The following is a 21,771-nucleotide window of genomic DNA, read 5'->3' as shown; positions in this document are numbered from 1 at the left end:
GCTGCGGCTTTTGTGCTGGCCAAAGGCTTCACGCTCGACAATTTTGCGACGAACGGCCCGCTCAGTCGATCAAGGTCTGAAGGGCCTCCATATCGACCTCCTCCATCGCCGCCGAAAGGATGTCCGTTCGCGATGTATGGTCGAGCGATACCGTGATGCTGCGAACCGACGTTTTCGACGCGCCTGCGAGATAAGCGGGGTTGAGCCGGGCCAGGACTATGGGCGGCTCGCTCGAACATTCGTAGCGCTTAAGCGGGTTACTGCTACTTGTCCTGCATGCTCGCTGCGTCTTCTGCGCCGCCGACAGGCCCGCCAAAAACATCTCCACTGCCGCGATCTTTTCCGAAATGTAACTATTGCCCGGCTTTGCCGCCAATTCACGGCGCAAACCGGCCAGTTCCATTGCCCCGGCCTCCGCCTTGGTGAGAGGCAGAACGGCAGGCCGGCCGGGCTTGGTAATCAGAACTCGCAGCCGCTTGCCCTCGGTAACGTGACCGATTCCATCCCGATCCAGAACTTCCGGACGCACGACGAAGACGTTCGGCTCGCCCGCCCATTCCGCCGAGGGAAGCAGGATCGGGCTGTTGAAATAGAGCTTGATGTTTGGAAGGTCGCCTGCACCGCCAATCCGAGTCACGCCAACCATGCCTTCAACCTCACGCAGTCCTTTGGTGAGGCTATTGGGTCCACCCCAAGAGCTAAAATATCTGGCGTAGAGCTTGAACTTATAGCCCGTCATCTCGGCAATGGCGGGGACGGACAGAATATGCCGCATCGCCGCCCGCATCTTCGACTGAAAGGCAGTATTTTCCTGCGGCGTTCCACCGCTTAACGTGACGGCGTCGGCCGACGTGAAGCCCGTCGAGAGCTTCTGAGCGTAAACGGCACTCGACGCGAGCGCGAGAATAAGGGTCGCGGCAAAAATCTTTTTCATATCATCGTTCCTGTTCCGCGAGCGTCCCGCGGCTTGGTCAAATTATCGAAATTATTCGGCGGTCGCGGGAAAGGCGGGCAGCTTGGCGATGTCGGCGGGCTCGTGCTGGATCACCACCTTGGCGCCGATATTCTTCGCCATCTTGTCGAACCGGTCCATCGACGCCAGCGTGTCGGCGCGGTTGGTGTTGAACGGCGGCACGCCCTTATGCGCCACCTGCTCGGTGAAGTGATAAAGGTCGCCGGTCAGCAACACCGGGCCCGATGCCAGGCGGACGAGCAGGGCGTGATGCCCCGGCGTATGGCCGGGCAGGTTCAGCATGACGACCTTGCCGTCGCCGAATACATCGTGATCGCCGCTCACCGACCGGGCCTTGCCGCCATCCTCGATCCACGGCTTCAGCCGCGCGGGCTCGAGCTGGGGATTGGCGGGCTTGGCCGACAAGGCGGCATAATCATCCGCGCCGATCAGCAACGTCGCCTTGGGGAAGGCCGCCGCCTGGCCGATATGGTCGCTATGGAAATGGCTGATGCCGACTATCTCCACTTGTTCAGGCTTCACGCCGATCTCGCCCAGCTGCTGCACGATCGTCTTGTTGAGCTTCATAATCGCGAAGCCCGCATCCGTCGTCTTGCCCTGCATCTCCGCGCCGATGCCGGTATCCCACAGCAGATAGCGGCCGCCATTGCGGATCAGATAGCAGCTGTCGGTAATTTCCTTGGGCCCCGGCTTATAAGCCAGCGTGTCGGAAAAGAAGGCGTTGTAATCCTTGATCGTGAACGTGCCGCAATCGAGCCGCCACAGCGACACCTTCGAATCGGCTTTTGCGGGCTGCGGCGCCTGCATCGCGGTCAGGCTCAGGAAGGCCGTGGCGGCCAGAAACAACGTCTTCATAAATCCTCCCCTTTTAATCGCCGCGAAGATTAGGGGCCGCCGCAAATATCGGCAAGCCGGTCGCGGCGCTTGACCAAGTCCCTCCCCCACGCGAAAGCGCTTTGTCATGGACAGCGGCGACATTGCGGGCACCGGGGCGGCCAGGCCCCCGGCGATCAGGAAAAAGGATGGCCTTGCGGAAACCACGCGTTTCCTGCTCGTCCTATTCCTTGCCGCCGTGCTGTTGCGCAGCCTGTTCATCGCCGCGTTCAGCATCCCGTCGGGTTCGATGCTGCCGCGCATGATGATCGGCGATTATCTGTTCGTCGCCAAATGGCCCTATGGCTATTCGCGTTACTCCTTTCCCTTCGGCCTCGCCTCCTTCGACGGCCGGATAATCGCGGACGCGGCGGAGCGCGGCGATGTCGTTGTCTTCCGTTATCCGGGCAGCGATCAGGATTATGTGAAACGGCTGATCGGCCTTCCCGGCGATATGGTGCAGGTGCGCGGCGGCACCCTTTATCTGAATGGCGAAGCCGTACAGCGCACGCGCATCGCGGATTTTCCCATGCCGGTTTCGCCCAACAGTCCTTGCCGCTTCGTCAATCCCGCGAACAAGCGCGAGCTGGCGGGCGCGAATGGCGAAAGGCTGTGCGCTTATCCCCGCTATCGCGAAACCCTGCCCGGCGGCAAAAGCTATGACGTGATCGATCAGGCCGATATCACCCGCGCCGACGACACCGAAATCTTCATGGTGCCCGAAGATCATTATTTCGTGATGGGCGACAATCGCGACGACAGCCTCGACAGCCGCTTTCCCGTTTCGTCTGGCGGCGTCGGCATGCTGCCCGCCGAAAACCTCATCGGGCGCGGTCTCATCACCTTCTTCTCGACCGACGGCTCGGCGGAATGGTTGAAGCCCTGGACTTGGGTCTCCGCTACGCGTTGGGACCGGATCGGCGAGACCTATTGATGAGCCCCGTTCCCGCCTGGGTCGAAAAGGTCACCGGCCACAAGCCGAAAGACCCCGCTCTCTTCATCCGCGCCCTCACCCACGCCAGCCGGGGCGGCGATCATTATGAACGCCTCGAATTCCTCGGCGATCGCGTTCTCGGCCTGATCGTCGCCAGCTGGATATTCGACCTCTTCCCGAACGAACCCGAAGGCGTGCTCTCCCGCCGTTTCAACGTGCTCGTCTCCCGCGAAACCTGCGCCGACGTTGCCCGCGACCTCGGCGTCGGCGCGCAGGCGATTCTGGGCAAACAGGCCCGCGAAGACGGCGCGACCGAAAGCGACAACGTCCTTGGCGATATTGTCGAAGCCCTGATCGGTGCCCTTTATCTGGAAGGCGGCCTCGAAGCCGCCACCGCCTTCGTCCGCAAGTCCTGGGGCAACCGCGCCGAAAAGCATAGCAAGGCGCCAAGGCACCCCAAATCCGCCCTTCAGGAATGGGCCGCCGCCAACAACAAACGCCCGCCCGCCTACGAACTCAAAGGCCGCACCGGCGCCCACCACGCCCCCAAATTCATCGTCGAAGTCGCGATTCAAGGCGTCGGCGAAGCCCAGGCCGAAGGCACCAGCAAACAAGAAGCCGAAACCGCCGCGGCGAAGGCATTATTGGAGAAGGTCTCGTGACGCCTAAAAAGCCCACCTCGGCTTCACCGGCACCGTTCGGCCTGAGCCTGTCGAAGGCCTGCCCTTCCTCTTCGCATCATCCAGCGTGACGTTCTGGACCTACATGCTCCACTGCAACGCAGGCCGACTCTATATCGGCCACACAGACAATCTCGAAAGACGCATAGCACAACACGAACAAGGCCAAATCCCCGGCTTCACGCGAAACCACCTTCCAGTAACGTTAGTCTGGTCGGAAACCTTACCTTCGCGCGAAGAGGCCTTGGCCGCAGAACGCAAAATTAAAGGCGGGAGCAGAGCCAAGAAGCTCGCGTTAATTCGGGGCGATTTCGAAGAAATCAGCCGGCTCGCAAAAAGTAAGGACAGGCCTTCGACAAGCTCAGGCCGAACGGAGTTTTACGTAAAATGACTGAACATTGCGGCCTCGTCGCCGTCGTGGGCGCCCCGAATGCGGGCAAATCCACCCTCGTAAACGCCCTGGTCGGCCAGAAGGTCGCGATCGTCAGCCCAAAGGCGCAAACGACGCGGGTCAGCCTGATGGGCATCGCGATCCATGAGCGCGCGCAAATCCTCCTCATGGACACGCCCGGCATCTTCGAACCCAAGCGCCGCCTCGATCGCGCCATGGTCGCCGCCGCCTGGGGCGGCGCGCAGGATGCGGACCTCATCGCGCTCGTCGTCGATGCCAAGACCGGCTTCTCGCGCCGGATCGAAGAAATGCTCGACACTTTGAAGGCCCGTCGCGAGCCCAAGATCCTGATCCTCAACAAGGTGGACGTGACGGCAAAGGAAAACCTCCTCACCCTCGTCACCCAATTTTCCGAACGCCTTGATTTCGAGGAAATCTTCATGGTGTCCGCCACCACCGGCGATGGCGTCGCGGATTTGAAGGCCGCGCTCGCCGCCCGCGTCCCCGAAGGCCCCTGGCACTTTCCGGAAGACCAGGTTTCCGACGCCACCGACCGCATGCTCGCCGCCGAAGTCACCCGCGAACAGCTCTACCACCAGCTCCACGCCGAACTGCCCTATGAAAGCGCGATCGAGACGGAGAAATATGAAGAGCGCAAGGACGGCTCGGTCGCCATCCACCAGCAAATCCTCGTCGGCCGCGACAGTCAGAAGGCCATTGTCCTCGGCAAACGCGGCGCACGCATCAAGGAGATCGGCGAAGCGGCCCGCAAGGAGCTCTCCGAGCTTCTCGGCCGCAAGGTCCACCTTTTCCTGCACGTCAAGGTAAATCCCAAATGGGAAGAAGACCGCGGCCTCTACCGCGAAATCGGCCTCGACTGGGTGGAGTGATCAGGGTATTTGCCCGTCGACGTCCATCCGCGCATGTAGGATGCGGACAACCTCGACAGTCTCCGCGTCACATCGATAAAAGATCCGATGGCTGCCCGCTGCCGCCTTCCTGTATCCAGGGCGCACATCGCCACAATCGCTGCCGATGAGCGGGTTGCTCTTGATGTGTTGAAGGATAGCATCAATCTCGTCGAGATAGGTGTCGGCCTGCGCCTCGCCCCATTGCCCGGCCGTATACCGCCAGATGCCGATCAAATCGGCTTCTGCCAGCGGCCGGATCAACAGATTACGCACTCGCCATGCGGCCTTTCCGCTTCATCGCGTCGATCGACAGCGGCTTTGCTGCGCCACTTTCCTCACCTGCGATCAGGGCTGCGCGAAGGCGGGCAAACTCGGCCTCCTTTTCCTCCAAGAGGCGGAGCCCTGCCCGCACGACCTCGCTCGCATTGCCATAGCGGCCTTGCATCAACTGCTCGCCGATAAAACTTTCAAAATGATCTCCGAGGACGAAAGATGTAGTTCGCGACATGGATACGCTCCTTGTGCTAAAATATAGTACACTGAGTTTTTGATGCCAAGCTTTATGGCTTCAGCATCTCATCCACCCACACCGGCACCAAATCCCCGGCCCGCCCGATCCGGCTTTCGTGAAAGAACACGCTCCCCTGGCTGGGCTCCAAATTCATCTCCAGCGTCCGCGCGCCCATGTAGCGGGCGGTCTGCACGAACCCCGCAGCCGGATAGACCGCGCCCGACGTGCCGATGCTGACGAACAAATCGGCCTTGCGAAGCGCCTCCTCGATCCGCTCCATCTCATAAGGCATCTCGCCAAACCAGACGATGTCCGGCCGCAACTGCCCCTCCGCGCCACAGGCCGGGCAAGCCGGGCCGTCGATCAAATTGCCTTCCCACCGCGACCGCGCATCGCAGCCAAGGCACCAGGCGGACTTGAGCTCGCCATGCATATGAAGCAGCCGCTTCGCCCCGGCACGTTCGTGAAGATCATCGACATTCTGCGTCACGATCAGCAAGTCGCCCGGCCATTCCGCGTCCAGCCGCGCCAGCGCCCGGTGCGTCGCATTGGGCGCGACCGTGCCGAGCTTCGCCCGCCGCTGATCGTAAAAAGTCTGCACAAGCTCCGGATCGCGCGCGAAAGCCTCCGCCGTCGCGACATCCTCAAGTGGAAAAACGTCGTCACCTACCGGCCAAAACGTCTCGCCATTGCGCTTTCGGAATGTCTCAAGCCCGCTTTCGGCTGAGATTCCCGCGCCTGTTAGCACGACGATGTTGTTGATCTTGATCGTGTTCACGCCCCGCTTATCTCCGATGCAAACACAATCAAGGAGAGGATATGCCAAGTCTCGTCAACCCGATGGATGCCTTCAAGACCTTCGAACCCGCGTTGAAGCGAGGCGAGTTGAAGGTGCAGCAAGGTGACACCGACCCGAACCTCTTGGTTCATCTCGACCACCCAATGGGCGAGATGAGAATCACCTATGCCAAAATGCGCGGTGAGTCGGTTGGCGCGATAGCAATGATCATCAACGCGGAGCCGTTCGAAGGGAAGCCGGTCTTCCAAATCGGCTACGCGGTGCCGCAGCACCTTCGGAAGCGCGGGCTTGGCAAAGAGATCGCTCAAGCCGCGATAGCCGAGTTCACAGCGGGAATGGCCCGTAACGGGATGAAGTCGTTCTACATAGAAGCCATCGTTGGTATTCGAAACATCGCCTCCCAGAAGGTCGCGGAACAGGTGATCGGTGGTCCCACGAAAGAAGTCGCAGACGAGCACTCAGGCGAAGCGGCACTTCAATATATGCGGAAGATCGAAGCGGCGTGATCGTCTTCCGGAAGCCGTGGCCGATGTCGAACGCACCGCCCGAGATTGAGTCTTGGTGTCGCGACCATATCAAGGGACATTATGAGCTTAACGCCTACAGCGTCGAGAACGGGCACTACGCACGCTTCGAAGCGAAGGCCGATGCGATGAAGTTCAAGCTGACGTGGTTGCCAGACTGGCGTTGAGGCTCACATCAGCCGGTTAGCCAGCGACGTGCCGAATGTCCGCAATAGGTCGAAAGCAGACGTTCGGTGGGAGGTGCATCGGGAACTCTCTCGATCCTCAACCCGGTGCCCTTCCCACAGCCCGTCCGGCCCCCGAAACGTCGCAACCCCGCTCTCCGCCGAAATTCCCGCGCCGGTCAGAATGACGATGTTCTGAATGTCCTGCATGGAAAGGAGGATAGGGCGCCCGCCCGCCGCAGCCAAGGGCCGACGCGACCCCACTTGCCGCCCCGATTGTTACGGACGGAACATCTTCCTTGCGCCCGCATTTCCTCGCCATAGGCCCGTTCGGGGCTCCGACCAGCAAGGAGGAAGGCCGTGGCCACGACCGTCACCCCAATCTATCGACGGGCCATCCATCCCGTCCACGCCGTCTTCCTCGCCGCCGCCCTGCCCTGCTTCCTCGGCGCCTTGCTTAGTGACCTCGCATATGGCGCGAGTTACGAAATCCAGTGGGCGAACTTCTCCGCCTGGCTGATTCTCGCGGGCCTCGTCTTCGCGGGCCTCGCGCTTGCCGCCGCGCTTATCGGTCTGTTCCGCGCCGACGTCCGCCGCGACCGCCGCCGCACGATCTATATCCTGCTCCTCGCCGCCGCGTGGATCGCGGGTTTTATCAACGCCCTCGTCCACGCCAAGGACGCCTGGGCCCGCATGCCGGACGCGACGATCCTGTCGGCCATCGCCTTCCTCCTCATCCTCGTGGCGGTCGTCATCGGCTTCTCCACCCTCCGCGCGGGAGCCGTGAAATGACCCGCGCCCGCCTGATCCTCGCCGCCGCCCTCCCCGCCTTGCTGCTCGCCGCTTGCGGGAAGGAGCCCGCCCAGCAAACCTATGGCGCCAACCCCGCCCTTCCCGATCCCCAGCGCGGCCTCCTCCCCTCGATGAAGATCGCCGACCCTGCAAATTGGGACGGCGCGATGCCCTCCGTGCCGGAAGGCTACACGATCCGCGCCATCGCGACCGATCTCAAAATCCCGCGCCAGACCCTGGCCCTCCCCAATGGCGACATCCTGGTCGCGGAAGGGAAAGGCGGCAACGCGCCCAAGCTGACACCAAAGGACGTGCTCGCCGGCATCATCAAGGCGCAGGGGACAAGCGCGGTAAAAGGCGGCAACCGCCTCACCCTGCTCCGCGACGCGGACGGCGACGGCACGTACGAAGGCCGCACGATCTTCGCCGAAAATCTGAACGCCCCCTACGGCCTCGCTTTCGCCAACGGCGCCATCTACGTCGCCAATCAGGACGCCGTCGTCCGCTTCGACTATCGACCCGGCCAGACCAGGGCGGCCGCCCCGCCCGTCAAGGTCACCGACCTGCCGAGCCAAATCAATCACCACTGGACAAAGGCCCTCACCGCCAGCCCCGACGGCCGCTTCCTCTATGTCGGCATCGGATCGAACAGCAATGTCGGCGAACGCGGCATGATGGCGGAGCAGGACCGCGCCGTCATCTGGCAGATCGACGCGCAGACCGGCGCCCACAAGACCTTCGCATCCGGCATCCGCAACCCCACCGCGCTCACCTTCCAACCCGGCACCGGCGCGCTCTGGGCGGTGGTCAACGAACGCGATGAGATCGGCCCCAATCTCGTCCCCGATTATCTCACATCGGTGCGCGAAGGCGGCTTCTACGGCTGGCCCTATGCCTATTGGGGCCGGAATGCCGACAACCGCGTCCGCCCGCAAAGGCCGGACAAGGTCGCCGCCACCATTCGTCCCGATTATGCGCTCGGCTCCCACGTCGCGGCCCTCGGCCTTGCTTTCTCCACCCCCGTCATGGGCGCACCCTTCGCGGACGGCGTGTTCGTCGGAGAACATGGCAGCTGGAACCGCTCGCCCCCCGTCGGCTATAAGGTCGTCTTCGTCCCTTTCCGCAATGGCCGCCCCGCCGGCCAGCCGATCGATTTCGTCACCGGTTTCTTCGGAGAGGACGGCAAAACCCGCGGCCGCCCCGTCGGCGTAACCCTCGATCCCCGCGGCGCCCTCATCGTCGCGGACGACCTCTCAAACACGATCTGGCGCGTCACCCCCACCACGCCGCCACAGTCCGCTCCGCAATAGAACGCCCCCTCCTCCACAGGATCTTGTCCCCAACCCGCTAGTCCTGAGCCTGTCGAAGGACGTTCCAGCCAGCACGGCTCGCAATCCCACGCCCGAACGATGCACACGGGCTTCGACAAGCTCAGCCCTAGCGGCAGGAAGGGCACCGCATTACAAGACCGAGGCCCAAGGCCCCACCAACCCCGCTAGTCCTGAGCCTATCGAAGGACGTTCCAGCCAGCACAGCCCCCGAAACCGCGCCACCAACACCCCCAAGCACCCAGCCTCAAAGCCGCTGCTTCAATCCATGCAGCCGCGTCACCCGTCCACCCTCGCACACCGGCGCAGCGATCAGCCGCATCCAGCGCGCGTCCCCGCCGCTCGCGGGCCTGATCTGCGCATCGAAGGTGAAGCCGCGCTGGTGCCGGATCGCATAAGCGCGCAGCCGCTCCATCCCGGACCGCGATTCCTCGATATAAAGCGCCACCGTTTCGTCCCGCCGCACAGGCGCCCCGCGCGGCAATCCGAAAAGATCGTAAACCCCCGCGCTCCAGGTCAGGCGATCGCCATCAAGGTCGCACTCCCACCGCCCGATGCCGAGCCGCGCCAGCTCCTCTTCATTGGCGAGCGGCGAAGCGGTGGCGGGAAAGGCCGCCCCTGGCCAATCGAGCAGCCGCCCAAGGTCAAACCGCCGCTCCCGCTCGAACAGCGGCCAGCTATGGTGCAGCGGCAATGGCTCCACCGCCCTGAAGCAGATCTGAGTCGCGGCATTCATCCCCGCCAACATATAGAAAGATCACCGAAAAGTCCGCCCGCCTCGCAACATCAGCAGCGTCCCGCCTTGCCAATTCGGGACAACCGGAACGCCCCGAACCGGAACAAAAAGTGAACCTTGTGAGTTGAATGCGAACACGCGAAAGGATCCACAATGGCAGAGCGCGAACTCAACGAACCCCATAAAGGCGACAAACGCTACCAGCGCCGCAATGAAGACGGCACCTTCAGCGAAGCGGACGACGTCTCCAAATCCCTAAGCCGCGACGTCCGCCAACACGCCGCGACAAAGAAGCCGAAGAATGAGGGCGACAAGGGGGATTGATCCCCACTCATAAAGCCCTCTCCTCCCGGGAGAGGGTTGGGTGAGGGCGACTTCCCTAAATTTCGTCGAAGAAAGCCTCGTCGACCGTCACTTCTTCGACGAGCCGCACGCTCACCCCAAGCCCCTGCTCCTTCAGAAGCTGGCACAGCGCCTCGCCATCGATCAGGTCGATGGCCGGCGCGCCGTCACGCGTAGCTTCCTTGCGCGCCTCTACCGTGAACGTGCCCGTCGTAATGATCAGGCCCTTGTCAGCCCGCCCCTGCATGGCGCCGCGGAAGTCGCGCACGACACTTGATCCCACCGATCCCTTGTAGCGTTTGCACTGAAAGAGAACCTGGAACGACACGAGCTTGACGCGCAACACGCCCTGCCCGTCGATTCCGCCATCGCCCGATCGCCCGGTCACTTCCACCCGAACGAACCCGCTTTCCCGGAGCAGGCGCTGGCACAGACGCTCAAAGGCGTAGGGGTCCATTGCCTGCATCTTGGCCAGCAGCACATCGGACCAATCGATCGCTTCGGCCTCCTGCGCGTCTTCATCCTCACTTTCGCTGGCCGCCGCAGCCAGCGATCGCGCGGCAAGCTGCTGCGCGCGCCTCTCCTTCTTCGCGGCCCGGATCGCGGCGCGGACGACTTCGACGGGCTGATCCGCCGCCTCCCGCCCCGCTTCGGTCAGCACCCACACGCCCTTGCTGTCGTTGCTGAGGTATTTGGGAAACTTCAAATAACTCCGCGCCCAAGACATCTTATCGGTGATGATATTGTCGCCGCTTACCTCGTAAGTCCGGTCCAGTTCCGCCTGCGAAAAGCCGAACCGCTCGACAAGCTTGTCCTCAATTTCCTCGATCGAAGCCGATCCACCCAAATCGCGGATCACCTGCAATGTGGGGATATAGAAATCGTCCTTGCGGATATTGGCAACCGTCACGTCATTCCCCCAATTCAAAACCTTAAGGCGCCTCGGCATCCTCGACGCCGCGCGCGCTTTCCGGCAGCGCCTTCATCGCCTCGGTAATCGCCACCGTCTCCACGCTCACCCGCACCACCTTGGCGAGGAGAGCGATCATGCTCTCCTTGTAATCTGCGAAGCGATAGGTGTTGAACTTGGCCGCGATGGTCGGATCGCGCGGGCGCTTTTCCTTATGCTGATCGAGTACCCAGTCGATCGCGCTACGATTGCCGAGCCGATAGGTCCACGCCTCGGGCGGGATGTCGCTAATTTGCGTATCCGCATCGACGACGACCAGCCCCTTGTCCGGATGCGACTTCAATACCGGCTTGGGGTGCGTACCCTCGGCCCGCTTGGCGGGCATGTCGATCCGCTCCACCGCCCAAGGCTCCACCTCCTCATAACCGATGTGAATCTGCATCAATGTCTCGCCCCACGCTGCCCAGCGCGCGAAATCGGCGTACAAGGGGATGCGTGGAAACTCGCGCTTCAGATTGAGCGCGTAGATTTCCCGGTAAATCGGATCGTGGAGAACGGCGTAGACGTAATGGAAGATTGCGTCCTTCACCCCGTCCGTTTCGCTTTCATTAGGCGAGGAGCCAACCGCAGCCTTCAACGCCTTCTTCCCATAATGGGCGATGAATTTATTCAGCGCCCAATCGGTAATGTTGCCAATCCGATCGCCGGACTTGGTATAGCGGTAACGGGAAAATGTCTGCGTGCCGCCGGAGCCAGGGCTGACGAAATTATAGTCTGGAACAGCATTGATCGCGAGCGTGAAATACGGCTTCCCGGTCGAGTCCCCCATGATAGTTATCGCTGGGTTGACCTCGCCAGATTTGAACATGCGGTCGTTCTGGTAAGTGACTTCGTTCAGCCGGTTGCTCTAGTAGAACCATTGCCGGTTGAATGGCCGATAGAATCCGCGCCTAATCGCAACGGCGTCAAAAGTAATTTCTTCATGCCGCTCCAGGGCTGTGCGCTGCAACCGGCTCCACTTGATTTCACCCCGGCCATAAACGTCCTTCTCTAGATCGATTTTGGTCCCAGAGTTCAATGCCCTAAGCCACGTGCCGTACACCGCAATATGGTGTTCGACCTTCGCTTCTAGACTGGCTCGCTCCCGATCCCATACCCATTCATCTCGTGCACTCACGACGCCCAATGAATAAAGGCGGAAGATCGCTCGGTCGCCGCCTCGTGCATCGCTGGTTTTCATTTTAGGATCGGCGAGCGGCAACATGGTGTCATCAAAGTCGATTTCGGGCTCGCCAATCCAAGGCTCCCGCGTACTGCGCGCTGTCCGAAACGGAATGCTCTGGATATCGGTACGCGCTAACCAAGATAGCTTGTCTTCTTGGGCTGCCGCTTCAGTGTGATGATAGTCGAGTAGCATGGGCTCGACCGACTTCGCTCTCTGCTTAATCCAAAAGCTAATGGCGACCCCTGTGCCTATGCCGAAGACATTGCCCCCACCACCCGGGCCCCCACGCCTACGATAATCCCCGCCAAGGTCGATGACATAAGCCCTGCTAAACTCGCTGCCGGCAATTTCGCGAAACCCGTCGAAGGTGCGTGCATCTACGAAGCTGCGATTTGTGACGAACGCGATAATACCTTCATCGCCAACACGATCGCTCGCCCAGCGGAAGAAGCGCGCATACATGTCATAGAGCTTCGTTTTCTGTGCCGTGGATGCCCTGATATACGTATTCTTGATTCTCCGATCGATGTGGGCATAGGCGCGGTTTTTATTATTATCGTTCTCGTTTTGCTGGTTGGCATTATAGGGCGGATTGCCGATGATTACGCTGATCTTGCGCCGGTTCTGGCGCTTGATCCGCTCGATATTTTCATCGCTCAGTGCGCCTAACAAATCGAACTGATGCCCTGAGTGAATGCCTAGGGCGTCGACATTATCGAGGGTGTCGACGAAGCACAGATTTTCGAACTCCGCGAACTGCCCGCTGATCGCCTGATAGGTCGCCTCAATATTCAGGTTGGCGACGTAATAAGGCAGGATCGCCACTTCGTTGGCGTGGAGCTCCTCCTTATATTTGTGGCGGAGCTTGTCGGGATAGCCCCGAAAATATTCGAGCAGTTCGACGATGAAAGTGCCGGTGCCCGTGGCGGGATCGAGAATTTCCACGCCGGGATCGATCAGATTCTTGCCGAAATGCTGTTCGCACAGCCAGTCGGCCGATCGGATCATGAAGCGGACGATCTCACCGGGCGTATAGACGACGCCCAGCCGGTCCGCGGCGGCGGGATTATAGACCTTGTAGAAATTCTCGTAGAGGCCTTTCAGGAAGCCCTGCTTTTCCGAATGGCTCTGGATCAGTGCCGCCGTTGAGGCGATACCCGCATAATAAGGGGCGAGGGCGCGGAGCAATTGCGCCTTCTCCCCGCGGTCGAACAAGGCGTCTTCGACCTTCTTCAATTCCTTGGCGACATTGTTGTGTTCGTGGAATTCGGGGTTGTCGAACACCTTGGCGAAAATGTCCTCGGTCAGGATGTGCTGGATCAGCATCTCGCGCACATCGTCTTCGCTGACCGACGGATTGATCGCATCCTTCGCATGAGCGTGGAAATCGGCGATCGCGGCGGCGAAGCGGCTGGAGGCCGCGTGCTTCTCGGCTATCCTGTCGCGCAATGCCTCAAGGATCGCGGGCAGGTCCGCTGCGAACCGTTTCACGGCTCGTTTGAAGTCGGCAATCTCCTGCCGCTCGTGGCCGAAGAATAGGATGAGCAGCCGTTCCAACGGTTCGGCTTCGTCCATCGGCACGCGCATCACTTCACGGCCGTCCTGCCACAGTACGGCGGTGTGATCGTCGGAAAAGATGATATTATCCTTGGGATAACCTTTCCGGAACTTGGCCGCGATCTCGGTATCGAGATCGTCGTCGGCGTCCTTCGCTTCCCAATAGCCGAAGGGCACGCGTAATGTGTGGAGCAGCGCGCCGTCGACATAGATGTTGGTCTTCTGCGGTGTCAGGATATGGTGTTGCGCAACGAATTGGAGGTCTTGGCTCCGGCTCCAGCGTTTCAGGAGATCCTTGAACGGCTCGCTCAGCACGCCTTCGCGGCGGCTGCCCGAAATCTGGCGCAGCCGGTCGAACTCGGCGCGATATTCATTGATCAACTGGCGGCTCACGGCACCCTCCCCTCACCCGCACCTTGGCGGGAGAAAGGGGCCCGTTCAAGCGCTTAACGATCCGCTTCCGCACCGCCTTCGCCAACGGTCCGCAAACATCCGCCAACTTCCGCCCGAGAGGGGCGCAACCTTCCGCGCCCATTCCCCCTCGCAGCCACTTTCAACGAGACACGCTCCCAGCAACTTTCGCCAACTTTCAGCGATCAGCCCAAAGCCGCGATATATTTCTGGCGGAGGTCGTCGAGGCAAACCAGCCCCTCGCCCTGCTCGATATGCCAGAAGGTCCAGCCATTGCAGCTCGGCGCCCCCTGCGCCGCGGCGCCGATCTGGTGGATGGAGCCCTGCTTGTCGGCCAGCGTCACGGAGGCGTCCGCGCCCACCTTCGCCTGCCAGCGACGCTTGCTGTCGGTCAGCACCGCACCGGGTTCGATCATCCCTGTCTCAACCAGCGCGCCGAAGGGCACCTTGGGCTGCTGGCGCTTCGAGACCATGGTCTTCATCGCACTCTCGTCCAGCTCAAGGGTGGAGGCGATGCGCTGCTTCGCGACCTTGACGTACTTCTTCTCCCGCTCGATGCCGATCCACTGGCGGCCGAGGCGGCGGGCGACGGCGCCGGTCGTGCCAGTGCCGAAGAACGGGTCGAGCACCACATCGCCCTTGTTCGTGCAGGCGAGCAGCACGCGGTAGAGCAGGCTTTCGGGCTTCTGCGTCGGATGGGCCTTCACCCCTTCCGTCTTCACCCGTTCGCCGCCCGAACAGATGGGCAGCACCCAGTCCGACCGCATCTGGAGATCGTCGTTCAGCGCCTTCATCGTGCGGTAGTTGAACGTGTAGCGGCTATCCTCGCTCTTGGACGCCCAGATGAGGGTTTCATGCGCGTTGGTGAAGCGGGTGCCGCGGAAGTTCGGCATCGGGTTGGACTTGCGCCAAATGATGTCGTTGAGGATCCAGAAGCCCAAGTCCTGCAGCGTCGCGCCGCAGCGGAAGATGTTGTGATAGCTGCCGATCACCCAGAGCGTGCCGTTGGGCTTAAGGATGCGGCGGGCTTCCTTCATCCACTTTTTGGTGAAATCGTCATAGGCCTGGAAGGTGTCGAACTTGTCCCAATCGTCGTCGCAGGCGTCGACGCGGCTGCCTTCGGGGCGAAACAGCTCGCCGCCAAGCTGCAGATTGTAGGGCGGATCGGCGAAGATCATGTCTACGCAGGCGTCGGGCAATGACGCCATCGCAGCGATGCAATCGTCCTCGATAATTGAGTTGAGCGGCAGGCCGCGCTTCGGCTCGGACGTCGCCTTCACACCCTTTTTCGGCGCCGTGACCTTCTGCAAAACGCTCATCGAAATAACCCCCGTCGGACAAGAGGCGCGACCCTGAGTCAGCGGGACTCATGGGTCAAGAACAATGACTTGGAGCGCAATGTTCAAAACGAATCCAGCCACCGCGAACGAAAGGAGTCCGGCGCAACATATGGGGCAGCGTGGTTAATGCAGGACTCAAGATAAGGTGGTGTGGCGGAAAAGACTCAAGGCCTAAACAATCCCTCTCCTCCCAGGAGAGGGAGGGCCCCGACGCGGCAGCGGCGGGAGGGTGAGGACGGCCAGCAACTGATCACCCTCACCCCAGCCCTCTCCCTCAGGGAGAGGGAGTTATAGATCGAGCAGATGCTGCTTCACCGGCGCGAAGCTGCGGCGGTGGAGCGGCGTCGGGCCCAAACGGTCGAGCGCCGCGCGGTGATCGGGCGTGCCGTAGCCCTTGTTGGACCGCCAATTATAGCCCGGATGCTCGTCGCAATATTGCGCCATCATCCGGTCCCGCGTCACCTTGGCGATGATGGAAGCAGCGGCGATGGAACGGCTTTTCGCGTCGCCGCCGATGATCGCAGTGGAGGGATATGTCCATTTGGGACAGCGATTGCCGTCGACGAGCACCATGCCGGGCTCGATCCCCAGCGCCTCGACCGCGCGGGTCATGGCGAGCATCGTTGCCCAGAGGATATTGTAGCGGTCGATCTCCTCCACGGTCGCGATGCCGACGCCGATGCGGGCAACCTGCTGGAGCTTGCCGTAGAGGCTTTCGCGGACTTCGAGGCACAATTTCTTCGAGTCATCGATCCCGCGCGGGCAGTGCTTGCGGTCGAGTATCACGGCAGCCGCGACAACGGGCCCGGCGAGCGGCCCCCTGCCCGCCTCGTCCACACCGACGATGGGGGCGGCATAGTCCTTTTCGATCTTGAAGCAGGGCGCGGTCATTTGTGCGTCATCATAAGCCTCGCCCGAAGGGTTCGCCAGACAAAGCGCGCTCAACTCATCGCGCGCAGCTCGTAGGGGATACCGCCAAGCGCGTGGCCGAGCGGCCCGTGGCCTGCGCCAAGATCGGGCGCGGCGGCGATGGCGCGCTGGACGTAATCGCGAGCGCGATCGACCGCTTCCGCAATCGGCCGACGCTGACCTAGGCCCGTGGCAATGGCGCTAGCAAGGGTACAGCCGGTGCCGTGCGTGTTGCGCGTGTCGAGCCGGGGGCTTTCCAAGCGGGTGGTCGTGCCATCTGCTCCTATGAGCGTGTCGCGCAGGACCGGCCCGTCGATATGGCCACCCTTTGCCAATACCGCGACATTCCACTCGGTGGAGAGAGCCCGCGCGGCCTCCTCCGCCTCTTCATGGCTCGTGACGGAGCGGTGGGTCAGGACGCCAAGCTCAGGCGCGTTCGGAGTGACGATCGTCGCCACCTGTAGCAATTTCCGGAATGCCGCGATCGTCGCCTCGTCGGCGAGCGTCGCGCCGCTGGATGCGACCATGACCGGATCGAAGACGATCGGTATATTCTGGAAGGCAGCAAGGCGCTCGGCCACCCGCTCCGCCGTGTCGGGGGCGCCGATCATGCCGATCTTCACCGCATCCACGCCGATGTCGGACGCGACCATGTCGATCTGCCGCAGCACGAAATCGGCGGGCACAGGAAGGACGCCTTCGACGCCGAGTGTGTTCTGCGCGGTCAAAGCGGCGATGGCGGTCATCGGGTGGCCACCCATCATGGTCACCGCCTTGATGTCCGCCTGAATGCCCGCGCCGCCCCCGCTGTCAGACCCTGCGATGATGAGGATGCGCGCGATAGTCACGCCGTCTGGATCGCCGCGCAGATGTCGTCCACCACTTGAGTGACCAAAGTCTCGTCCTCGCCTTCCGCCATAACGCGGATCAGGGGTTCGGTGCCCGATTTGCGGATGACGAGGCGGCCGCTGCCGTTAAGGCGCTGTTCGCCCGCAGCGATTGCGGACTTCACGCTTTCCGCCTCCAGCGGCTGGCCGCCGGTGAAGCGAACATTCTTCAAAAGCTGCGGCAGCGGATCAAACTGGTGGAGAAGCTCGCTCGCCGGCTTCCCGTCGCCCGCCAGCGCGGCAAGCACCTGGAGCGCGGCGACAAGGCCGTCGCCCGTGGTCGCATAATCGGTGAGGATCATGTGCCCCGATTGCTCGCCGCCGACATTGTAGCCGCCCTTGCGCATCTCCTCGAGCACATAGCGGTCGCCGACCTTGGTACGGATGAGGGACAGGCCGCATCTTTCCAGATGCCGTTCGAGGCCAAGGTTCGACATTACGGTCGCCACGACGCCATTGCCGCGCAGCTTGCCGCGCGCCTGCCAGTTGCAGGCGATGAGCGCCATCAGCTGGTCGCCGTCCACCACTTGCCCCTTTTCGTCGACGACGATCAGGCGATCCGCATCGCCATCGAGCGCGATACCGAGGTCGGCGCGCGTTTCGATCACTGTTTTTTGAAGGAGGCCCGGCGCGGTCGAGCCGCAATTTTCGTTGATGTTGATACCGTCGGGCTTCACCCCGATCGCGATCACCTCCGCCCCCAATTCCCACAAAGCTTCCGGCGCGACCTTATAGGCAGCGCCGTTCGCGCAATCGACCACCACGCGCAGGCCGTCGAGGCTCAAGTGATCCGGGAAGGTCATCTTCGCGGCATGGATATAGCGGCCTTGCGCGTCGTCGATGCGGCGGGAACGGCCGATCTGGTCGGCAGGGACGAGCGGCGGGAGGTCGTCTATCAGCTTCTCGATTGCCAGCTCATCCGCGTCGGACAATTTAAAGCCGTCCGGCCCGAACAGCTTGATGCCATTATCGACATACTTGTTGTGGCTGGCCGAAATCATGACCCCAAGGTCCGCGCGCATGGACTTTGCGAGCATCGCCACGGCCGGCGTCGGCACCGGGCCAACCATCACCACATCCATGCCGACGCTGGTAAAGCCAGCGGTCAGCGCCGATTCCATCATATAGCCCGAAAGCCGCGTGTCCTTGCCGATCAGAACGCGGTGGCGGTGGTCGCCGCGCAGGAAGTGTGCGCCCGCTGCCTGGCCCACGCGCTGGGCCATTTCCGCCGTCATCGCCCCCTGATTGGTCCGGCCTCTGATCCCGTCCGTCCCGAAATATTTCCGCGTCATTCCTAAACCCTGTTGTTGCGCTGCAAAAAACGAGCGCCCATGATCATCGGCTTTAGCGCCCCCGGCGCCGCTTTTGAACCATCTCTTGTGGAGTAAGCCGATCCATGTCCCAACCGACACGCATCCTGGCCGCGCTTGTCCTGGGCCTGTCCCTTGGCCTGTTCAGCGCATCCGCGGGCGGGACGTGGATCGACGGAGCGGTATCGACGGCGAGCCTGATTGGCGGTTTGTGGCTGAACGCGCTTCAAATGACCATCGTCCCGCTCGTCGTTTCCCTGCTTGTTACCGGCATCGCGGCGACGGCCAAGGCGGCGCGGGCCAGCAAGGTGGCGGGCCGCGCGCTCGTTCTGTTCATCGTCCTGCTGTGGATTTCCGCCGCCATCGCCGCTGTGCTGACGCCGATGATCCTCGAAGCCTGGCCGCTTCCGCGTGAGGCCGCGGACTCCTTGCGCGGCGCGATTGCCGGATCGACGCCGGTGGGCGACGTGCCGAGCCTTACCGACTTCTTCCGCTCCATCGTACCGACCAACCCGATCGCGGCGGCGGCGAATGATGCTTTCCTGCCGCTCATTCTCTTCACGCTCGTCTTTGCGTTCGCGCTCACCCGCATCCCTGCCGCGGCGCGCGATCAGCTGATCGCCTTTTTCCGCGCGATTTCCGATGTGATGCTGGTGATGATCGGCTGGATATTGTGGCTGGCGCCGGTCGGCGTCCTTGCGCTCGCTTATGCGGTTGGCGCAAAGGCAGGCACGGCGGCGTTCGGCGCGCTCATCCACTATGTGGTCGTCGTCTCGGCGATCGGCATCGTCGTCTGGGCGCTTGCCTACCCGCTCGCCCTTATCGGCGCACGCACCGGCCTTGGCACTTTTGCGCGCGCTGTCGCGCCGAGCCAGGCGGTTGCGATCAGCACACAATCCTCGCTCGCTTCGCTCCCCGCCATGCTGCGCGGAACTGAGAAGTTAGACGTGCCCGTCGCGTTGTCCGGGGTCATCCTGCCCATGGCCGTCGCTATTTTCCGCGTGACCGGTCCGGCGATGAATCTTGCCGTCGCATTCTACGTCGCGCACCTGTTCGGGATCGAACTTGGTCCGGCCGCGATCGCAGCGGGCGTCGCCGCCGCCGCAACGACCACCCTGGGCGCGGTCAGCCTGCCTGGACAGGTGAGCTTCATCACCTCCATCGCCCCTATCTGCATCGTCATGGGCATCCCGATCGAGCCGCTCGCCTTGCTGATCGCGGTGGAAACAGTGCCCGATATCTTCCGCACATTGGGCAACGTCACGATGGATGTCGCGGCCACGGCCACTGTCGCCAAGCGCAGCGGCGTCGCGGTCGAAGAGGTGGTGAGCGAACAGGACATTCTGCTCGACAGCGGCGTGGAAATGCGTTGATGCGCTACCACACCTTAAGACAAGGTGATGGGAACGCTTGCCAATCTGATACGCGAAAGAAATTCCGCAATATCGGCCTAGCGAGCCCGGCGCGGACACGATCCGTCGCGCATGCGGTGCACCCGGTGCGCTTCACGCTAAGTCAAGGATAGTGAAACGGAAAACACCCTCCTGAGCACCCGGACCAGATGAAGGTCTACAGGCCTTTCAGGAGAGCACGGTTTGCGGCGGACAAGCCCTTACCCTGGGACAGGCGATCAACCACGCTCTGAATAGGAGCGCCGCTTTTCACCGTAAGCTGCTTTCCCGCCAGCCGCGAAAACATGTCTTGGAAGTCACGGTGCTGGGCGACCGGCGTCGCCCTCATCGCCTGTGAGCCCCTTGAAATCAGCACGCCAAGGTTCCGCGAAGTTCATCAAACTTAACAACTTCATGCGACGGAAAGGAACCATGGCCTCTACCGTCAGGCTGAAGGCGCCTGTTGCGCAGCAACGCTCCGGCGGCTGCCGTAAAGCAGGTATGCCGCAAGACCGATCAGGTTCCAGATCAGGAAATAGAGCTGCGTCTGTTGTGGCAGGCTGAGGAAGAGATACAGACATCCCCCGATTGCGATCAGGCCGACTGGCCAGGCCAAAGGGGTGCGGAACTGGCGCGGCGTCCCGGGCTCGCGGCGGCGCATGATGAGCATGCACAATGCAACGGAGGCAAAGGCGGCCAGCGTCCCGGCATTGGCAAGCGCCGCGATCTCGTCGAGCGGGAAGAGCCCCGCGATAACGCCGACGATGATCGCGGTGAAGACGGTGATGCGCGTCGGGCTTCCCCGGCGGGACACGCGGGCCAGGCCGCGCGGGAGCAGCCCGTCGCGCGCCATGACGAAGAATATCCGGCTCTGCCCGTAGAAGAAGGCGAGGATCACGGTGGGCAACGCGATCACCGCCGATGCGGCAAGATAGGTTGCCGCGCCCGGCTTGCCGATCTCGCGCAGGATCAGTGCAAGCGGCTCGGGGCTGTTGGCAAAGCGCGTATAGGCCAATGCACCCACCGCTGCCGCCGCGACAGCCAGGTAGATGGCAACGCAAGCGACCATCGATCCGACGATTCCGATCGACAAGTCGCGGGCAGGATTCTTGGTTTCCTCGGCGGCCGTCGCGATTGCATCGAAACCGTAAAAGGCGAAAAAGATGATCGCCGCCGCCGCCATCACGCCGCGCTCCACGCCCTCTCCATCCATGGTCTTGGCAAAGCCGAAGGGCATGAATGGATCGAAATTGGCGGCGTTGAAATAAGGCAGCGACACGGCGACGAACACGACGAGAGCGATGATCTTCACCACCACGAGAATGGCGTTCAGCGTCGCGCTTTCCCGCGTTCCCGCGATAAGCAGCCCGGCAACGATGGCGATGATGAAGATAGCCGGCAGGTTGACGATCCCGCCGGCGTGCGGCCCCTCCATCAGGGTCATCGGCATTCCGATCGACGCTTCAAGAAGCGGCGCGGCATAGCCCGACCAGCCCACCGCCACCGCGCTCACGACCAGCGAATATTCGAGGATCAGGCTCCAACCGATCACCCATGCGACAAGTTCGCCGATGACCACATAGGAGTAGGTGTAAGCGCTGCCCGAAGCCGGGATCATCGTCGCCATTTCGGCGTAGGCCAGTGCCGCGCAGGCGCAGATGAGGCCGGCAATCACGAATGAGAGCAGGACCGCGGGACCGGCCTTGTCTGCGCCGACGCCGATCAGGGTCAGGATTCCCGTCCCAACGATCGCCCCGACGCCGAGCGCGATCAGATGCGGCCAGCTTAACGAGGGTGTGAGGCGATGCTCCGGCGCCAGATCTTCGGCCGCCACGATCCGCTTGCGCGCATTCCAATTTCGCATCCGCCCCCT

22 protein-coding genes and 2 pseudogenes are annotated in these 21,771 nt (G+C 62.1%); 10 read left to right on the top strand and 14 right to left on the bottom strand.

Annotation, left to right across the window (positions count from 1 at the left end):
• Positions 1-61: 61 nt before the first annotated feature.
• Together C7I56_RS02105 and C7I56_RS02100 are read right to left on the bottom strand one after the other, a co-directional pair.
• On the bottom strand, positions 62-934 hold the full coding sequence (locus C7I56_RS02105; protein ID WP_106638884.1) for a hypothetical protein: 873 nt from the start codon (positions 932-934) through the stop codon (positions 62-64).
• 51 nt (positions 935-985) lie between these two features.
• The gene (locus tag C7I56_RS02100; RefSeq protein WP_106638883.1) at positions 986-1,828 is read right to left on the bottom strand and encodes an N-acyl homoserine lactonase family protein; all 843 of its coding nucleotides are present in this window, start codon (positions 1,826-1,828) and stop codon (positions 986-988) included.
• Between the two features lie 106 nt (positions 1,829-1,934).
• On the opposite strand from C7I56_RS02100, the gene lepB reads away from it, so the two are divergent.
• From lepB to era, 4 genes are all read left to right on the top strand, one after another.
• Entirely contained in the window at positions 1,935-2,780 is an 846-nt protein-coding gene (lepB, locus tag C7I56_RS02095; protein ID WP_106638882.1) for a signal peptidase I, read from the top strand.
• Positions 2,780-3,442, top strand: coding sequence for a ribonuclease III (gene rnc, locus C7I56_RS02090; RefSeq protein ID WP_106638881.1), 663 nt, complete (start codon positions 2,780-2,782; stop codon positions 3,440-3,442). Before lepB ends, rnc begins: the two co-directional genes overlap by 1 nt.
• A 103-nt stretch (positions 3,443-3,545) precedes the next feature.
• Positions 3,546-3,851: a GIY-YIG nuclease family protein gene (locus tag C7I56_RS02085; RefSeq protein WP_245409596.1), complete on the top strand. Its 306-nt coding sequence runs from the start codon at positions 3,546-3,548 to the stop codon at positions 3,849-3,851.
• Positions 3,848-4,741: a GTPase Era gene (era, locus tag C7I56_RS02080; protein ID WP_106638879.1), complete on the top strand. Its 894-nt coding sequence runs from the start codon at positions 3,848-3,850 to the stop codon at positions 4,739-4,741. The genes C7I56_RS02085 and era overlap by 4 nt, the downstream gene beginning before the upstream one ends.
• On the opposite strand, the gene C7I56_RS02075 is transcribed toward era, so the two are convergent.
• Genes C7I56_RS02075 through C7I56_RS02065 form a run of 3 tightly spaced genes read right to left on the bottom strand, consistent with a single transcriptional unit; the run spans position 4,742 to position 6,051 of the window.
• Positions 4,742-5,035, bottom strand: coding sequence for a type II toxin-antitoxin system RelE/ParE family toxin (locus C7I56_RS02075; protein WP_106638878.1), 294 nt, complete (start codon positions 5,033-5,035; stop codon positions 4,742-4,744).
• Complete coding sequence (locus C7I56_RS02070; protein ID WP_106638877.1) at positions 5,028-5,270, bottom strand: type II toxin-antitoxin system ParD family antitoxin; 243 nt, start codon at positions 5,268-5,270, stop codon at positions 5,028-5,030. Before C7I56_RS02070 ends, C7I56_RS02075 begins: the two co-directional genes overlap by 8 nt.
• Before the next feature lie 52 nt (positions 5,271-5,322).
• Positions 5,323-6,051 carry an NAD-dependent deacylase gene (locus C7I56_RS02065; protein ID WP_199792308.1) on the bottom strand — a complete coding sequence of 243 codons (729 nt, stop codon included), beginning with the start codon at positions 6,049-6,051 and terminating at the stop codon, positions 5,323-5,325.
• 41 nt (positions 6,052-6,092) lie between these two features.
• Here C7I56_RS02065 and C7I56_RS02060 point away from each other — a divergent pair, with 41 nt between their 5' ends.
• Both C7I56_RS02060 and C7I56_RS02055 read left to right on the top strand, forming a co-directional pair.
• On the top strand, positions 6,093-6,578 hold the full coding sequence (locus tag C7I56_RS02060; RefSeq protein ID WP_106638876.1) for a GNAT family N-acetyltransferase: 486 nt from the start codon (positions 6,093-6,095) through the stop codon (positions 6,576-6,578).
• Positions 6,575-6,763 carry a hypothetical protein gene (locus tag C7I56_RS02055; protein WP_106638875.1) on the top strand — a complete coding sequence of 63 codons (189 nt, stop codon included), beginning with the start codon at positions 6,575-6,577 and terminating at the stop codon, positions 6,761-6,763. Before C7I56_RS02060 ends, C7I56_RS02055 begins: the two co-directional genes overlap by 4 nt.
• 93 nt (positions 6,764-6,856) lie before the next feature.
• Here the strand turns inward: C7I56_RS02055 and C7I56_RS02050 are convergent.
• Positions 6,857-6,970: pseudogene (locus C7I56_RS02050) on the bottom strand (Sir2 family NAD-dependent protein deacetylase); the annotation flags it as partial.
• A 150-nt stretch (positions 6,971-7,120) separates the two neighbouring features.
• On the opposite strand from C7I56_RS02050, the gene C7I56_RS02045 reads away from it, so the two are divergent.
• Together C7I56_RS02045 and C7I56_RS02040 are read left to right on the top strand one after the other, a co-directional pair.
• On the top strand, positions 7,121-7,552 hold the full coding sequence (locus tag C7I56_RS02045) for a DUF2231 domain-containing protein (protein WP_106638874.1): 432 nt from the start codon (positions 7,121-7,123) through the stop codon (positions 7,550-7,552).
• Positions 7,549-8,862, top strand: a complete 1,314-nt coding sequence (locus tag C7I56_RS02040; protein ID WP_106638873.1) for a PQQ-dependent sugar dehydrogenase — start codon at positions 7,549-7,551, stop codon at positions 8,860-8,862. The genes C7I56_RS02045 and C7I56_RS02040 overlap by 4 nt, the downstream gene beginning before the upstream one ends.
• Before the next feature lie 265 nt (positions 8,863-9,127).
• On the opposite strand, the gene C7I56_RS02035 is transcribed toward C7I56_RS02040, so the two are convergent.
• Positions 9,128-9,616, bottom strand: a complete 489-nt coding sequence (locus C7I56_RS02035; protein ID WP_106638872.1) for a hypothetical protein — start codon at positions 9,614-9,616, stop codon at positions 9,128-9,130.
• Between the two features lie 153 nt (positions 9,617-9,769).
• Between C7I56_RS02035 and C7I56_RS12440 the strand changes: the two genes are divergently transcribed.
• Positions 9,770-9,940, top strand: coding sequence for a hypothetical protein (locus tag C7I56_RS12440; protein ID WP_199792307.1), 171 nt, complete (start codon positions 9,770-9,772; stop codon positions 9,938-9,940).
• A 55-nt stretch (positions 9,941-9,995) separates the two neighbouring features.
• Here C7I56_RS12440 and C7I56_RS02030 read toward each other — a convergent pair whose 3' ends face one another.
• From C7I56_RS02030 to glmM, 6 genes and pseudogenes are all read right to left on the bottom strand, one after another.
• Complete coding sequence (locus C7I56_RS02030) at positions 9,996-10,907, bottom strand: restriction endonuclease (RefSeq protein WP_106638871.1); 912 nt, start codon at positions 10,905-10,907, stop codon at positions 9,996-9,998.
• A pseudogene (locus C7I56_RS12540) lies at positions 10,891-13,668 on the bottom strand (type ISP restriction/modification enzyme). Before C7I56_RS12540 ends, C7I56_RS02030 begins: the two are co-directional and overlap by 17 nt.
• A 578-nt stretch (positions 13,669-14,246) precedes the next feature.
• On the bottom strand, positions 14,247-15,380 hold the full coding sequence (locus C7I56_RS02020; protein WP_106638870.1) for a site-specific DNA-methyltransferase: 1,134 nt from the start codon (positions 15,378-15,380) through the stop codon (positions 14,247-14,249).
• A 309-nt stretch (positions 15,381-15,689) separates the two neighbouring features.
• Entirely contained in the window at positions 15,690-16,292 is a 603-nt protein-coding gene (locus C7I56_RS02015; protein WP_106639587.1) for a ribonuclease HII, read from the bottom strand.
• Between the two features lie 50 nt (positions 16,293-16,342).
• Positions 16,343-17,158, bottom strand: a complete 816-nt coding sequence (thiD, locus tag C7I56_RS02010) for a bifunctional hydroxymethylpyrimidine kinase/phosphomethylpyrimidine kinase (RefSeq protein WP_106638869.1) — start codon at positions 17,156-17,158, stop codon at positions 16,343-16,345.
• On the bottom strand, positions 17,155-18,489 hold the full coding sequence (glmM, locus tag C7I56_RS02005) for a phosphoglucosamine mutase (protein WP_106638868.1): 1,335 nt from the start codon (positions 18,487-18,489) through the stop codon (positions 17,155-17,157). The genes thiD and glmM overlap by 4 nt, the downstream gene beginning before the upstream one ends.
• A 104-nt stretch (positions 18,490-18,593) precedes the next feature.
• Between glmM and C7I56_RS02000 the strand changes: the two genes are divergently transcribed.
• Positions 18,594-19,880 (top strand): dicarboxylate/amino acid:cation symporter, encoded by a 1,287-nt coding sequence (locus tag C7I56_RS02000; protein WP_106638867.1) that lies wholly within the window; start codon positions 18,594-18,596, stop codon positions 19,878-19,880.
• 463 nt (positions 19,881-20,343) lie between these two features.
• Here C7I56_RS02000 and C7I56_RS01995 read toward each other — a convergent pair whose 3' ends face one another.
• Positions 20,344-21,762 (bottom strand): amino acid permease, encoded by a 1,419-nt coding sequence (locus C7I56_RS01995; RefSeq protein ID WP_106638866.1) that lies wholly within the window; start codon positions 21,760-21,762, stop codon positions 20,344-20,346.
• Between the last annotated feature and the right edge of the window lie 9 nt (positions 21,763-21,771).

The organism is Allosphingosinicella vermicomposti (assembly GCF_003012815.1).
GTDB classification, from domain to species: Bacteria; Pseudomonadota; Alphaproteobacteria; order Sphingomonadales; family Sphingomonadaceae; genus Allosphingosinicella; species Allosphingosinicella vermicomposti.
The sequence above is the reverse complement of the archived record's forward strand: the minus strand, read 5'-3'. Positions and strand labels throughout refer to the sequence as shown.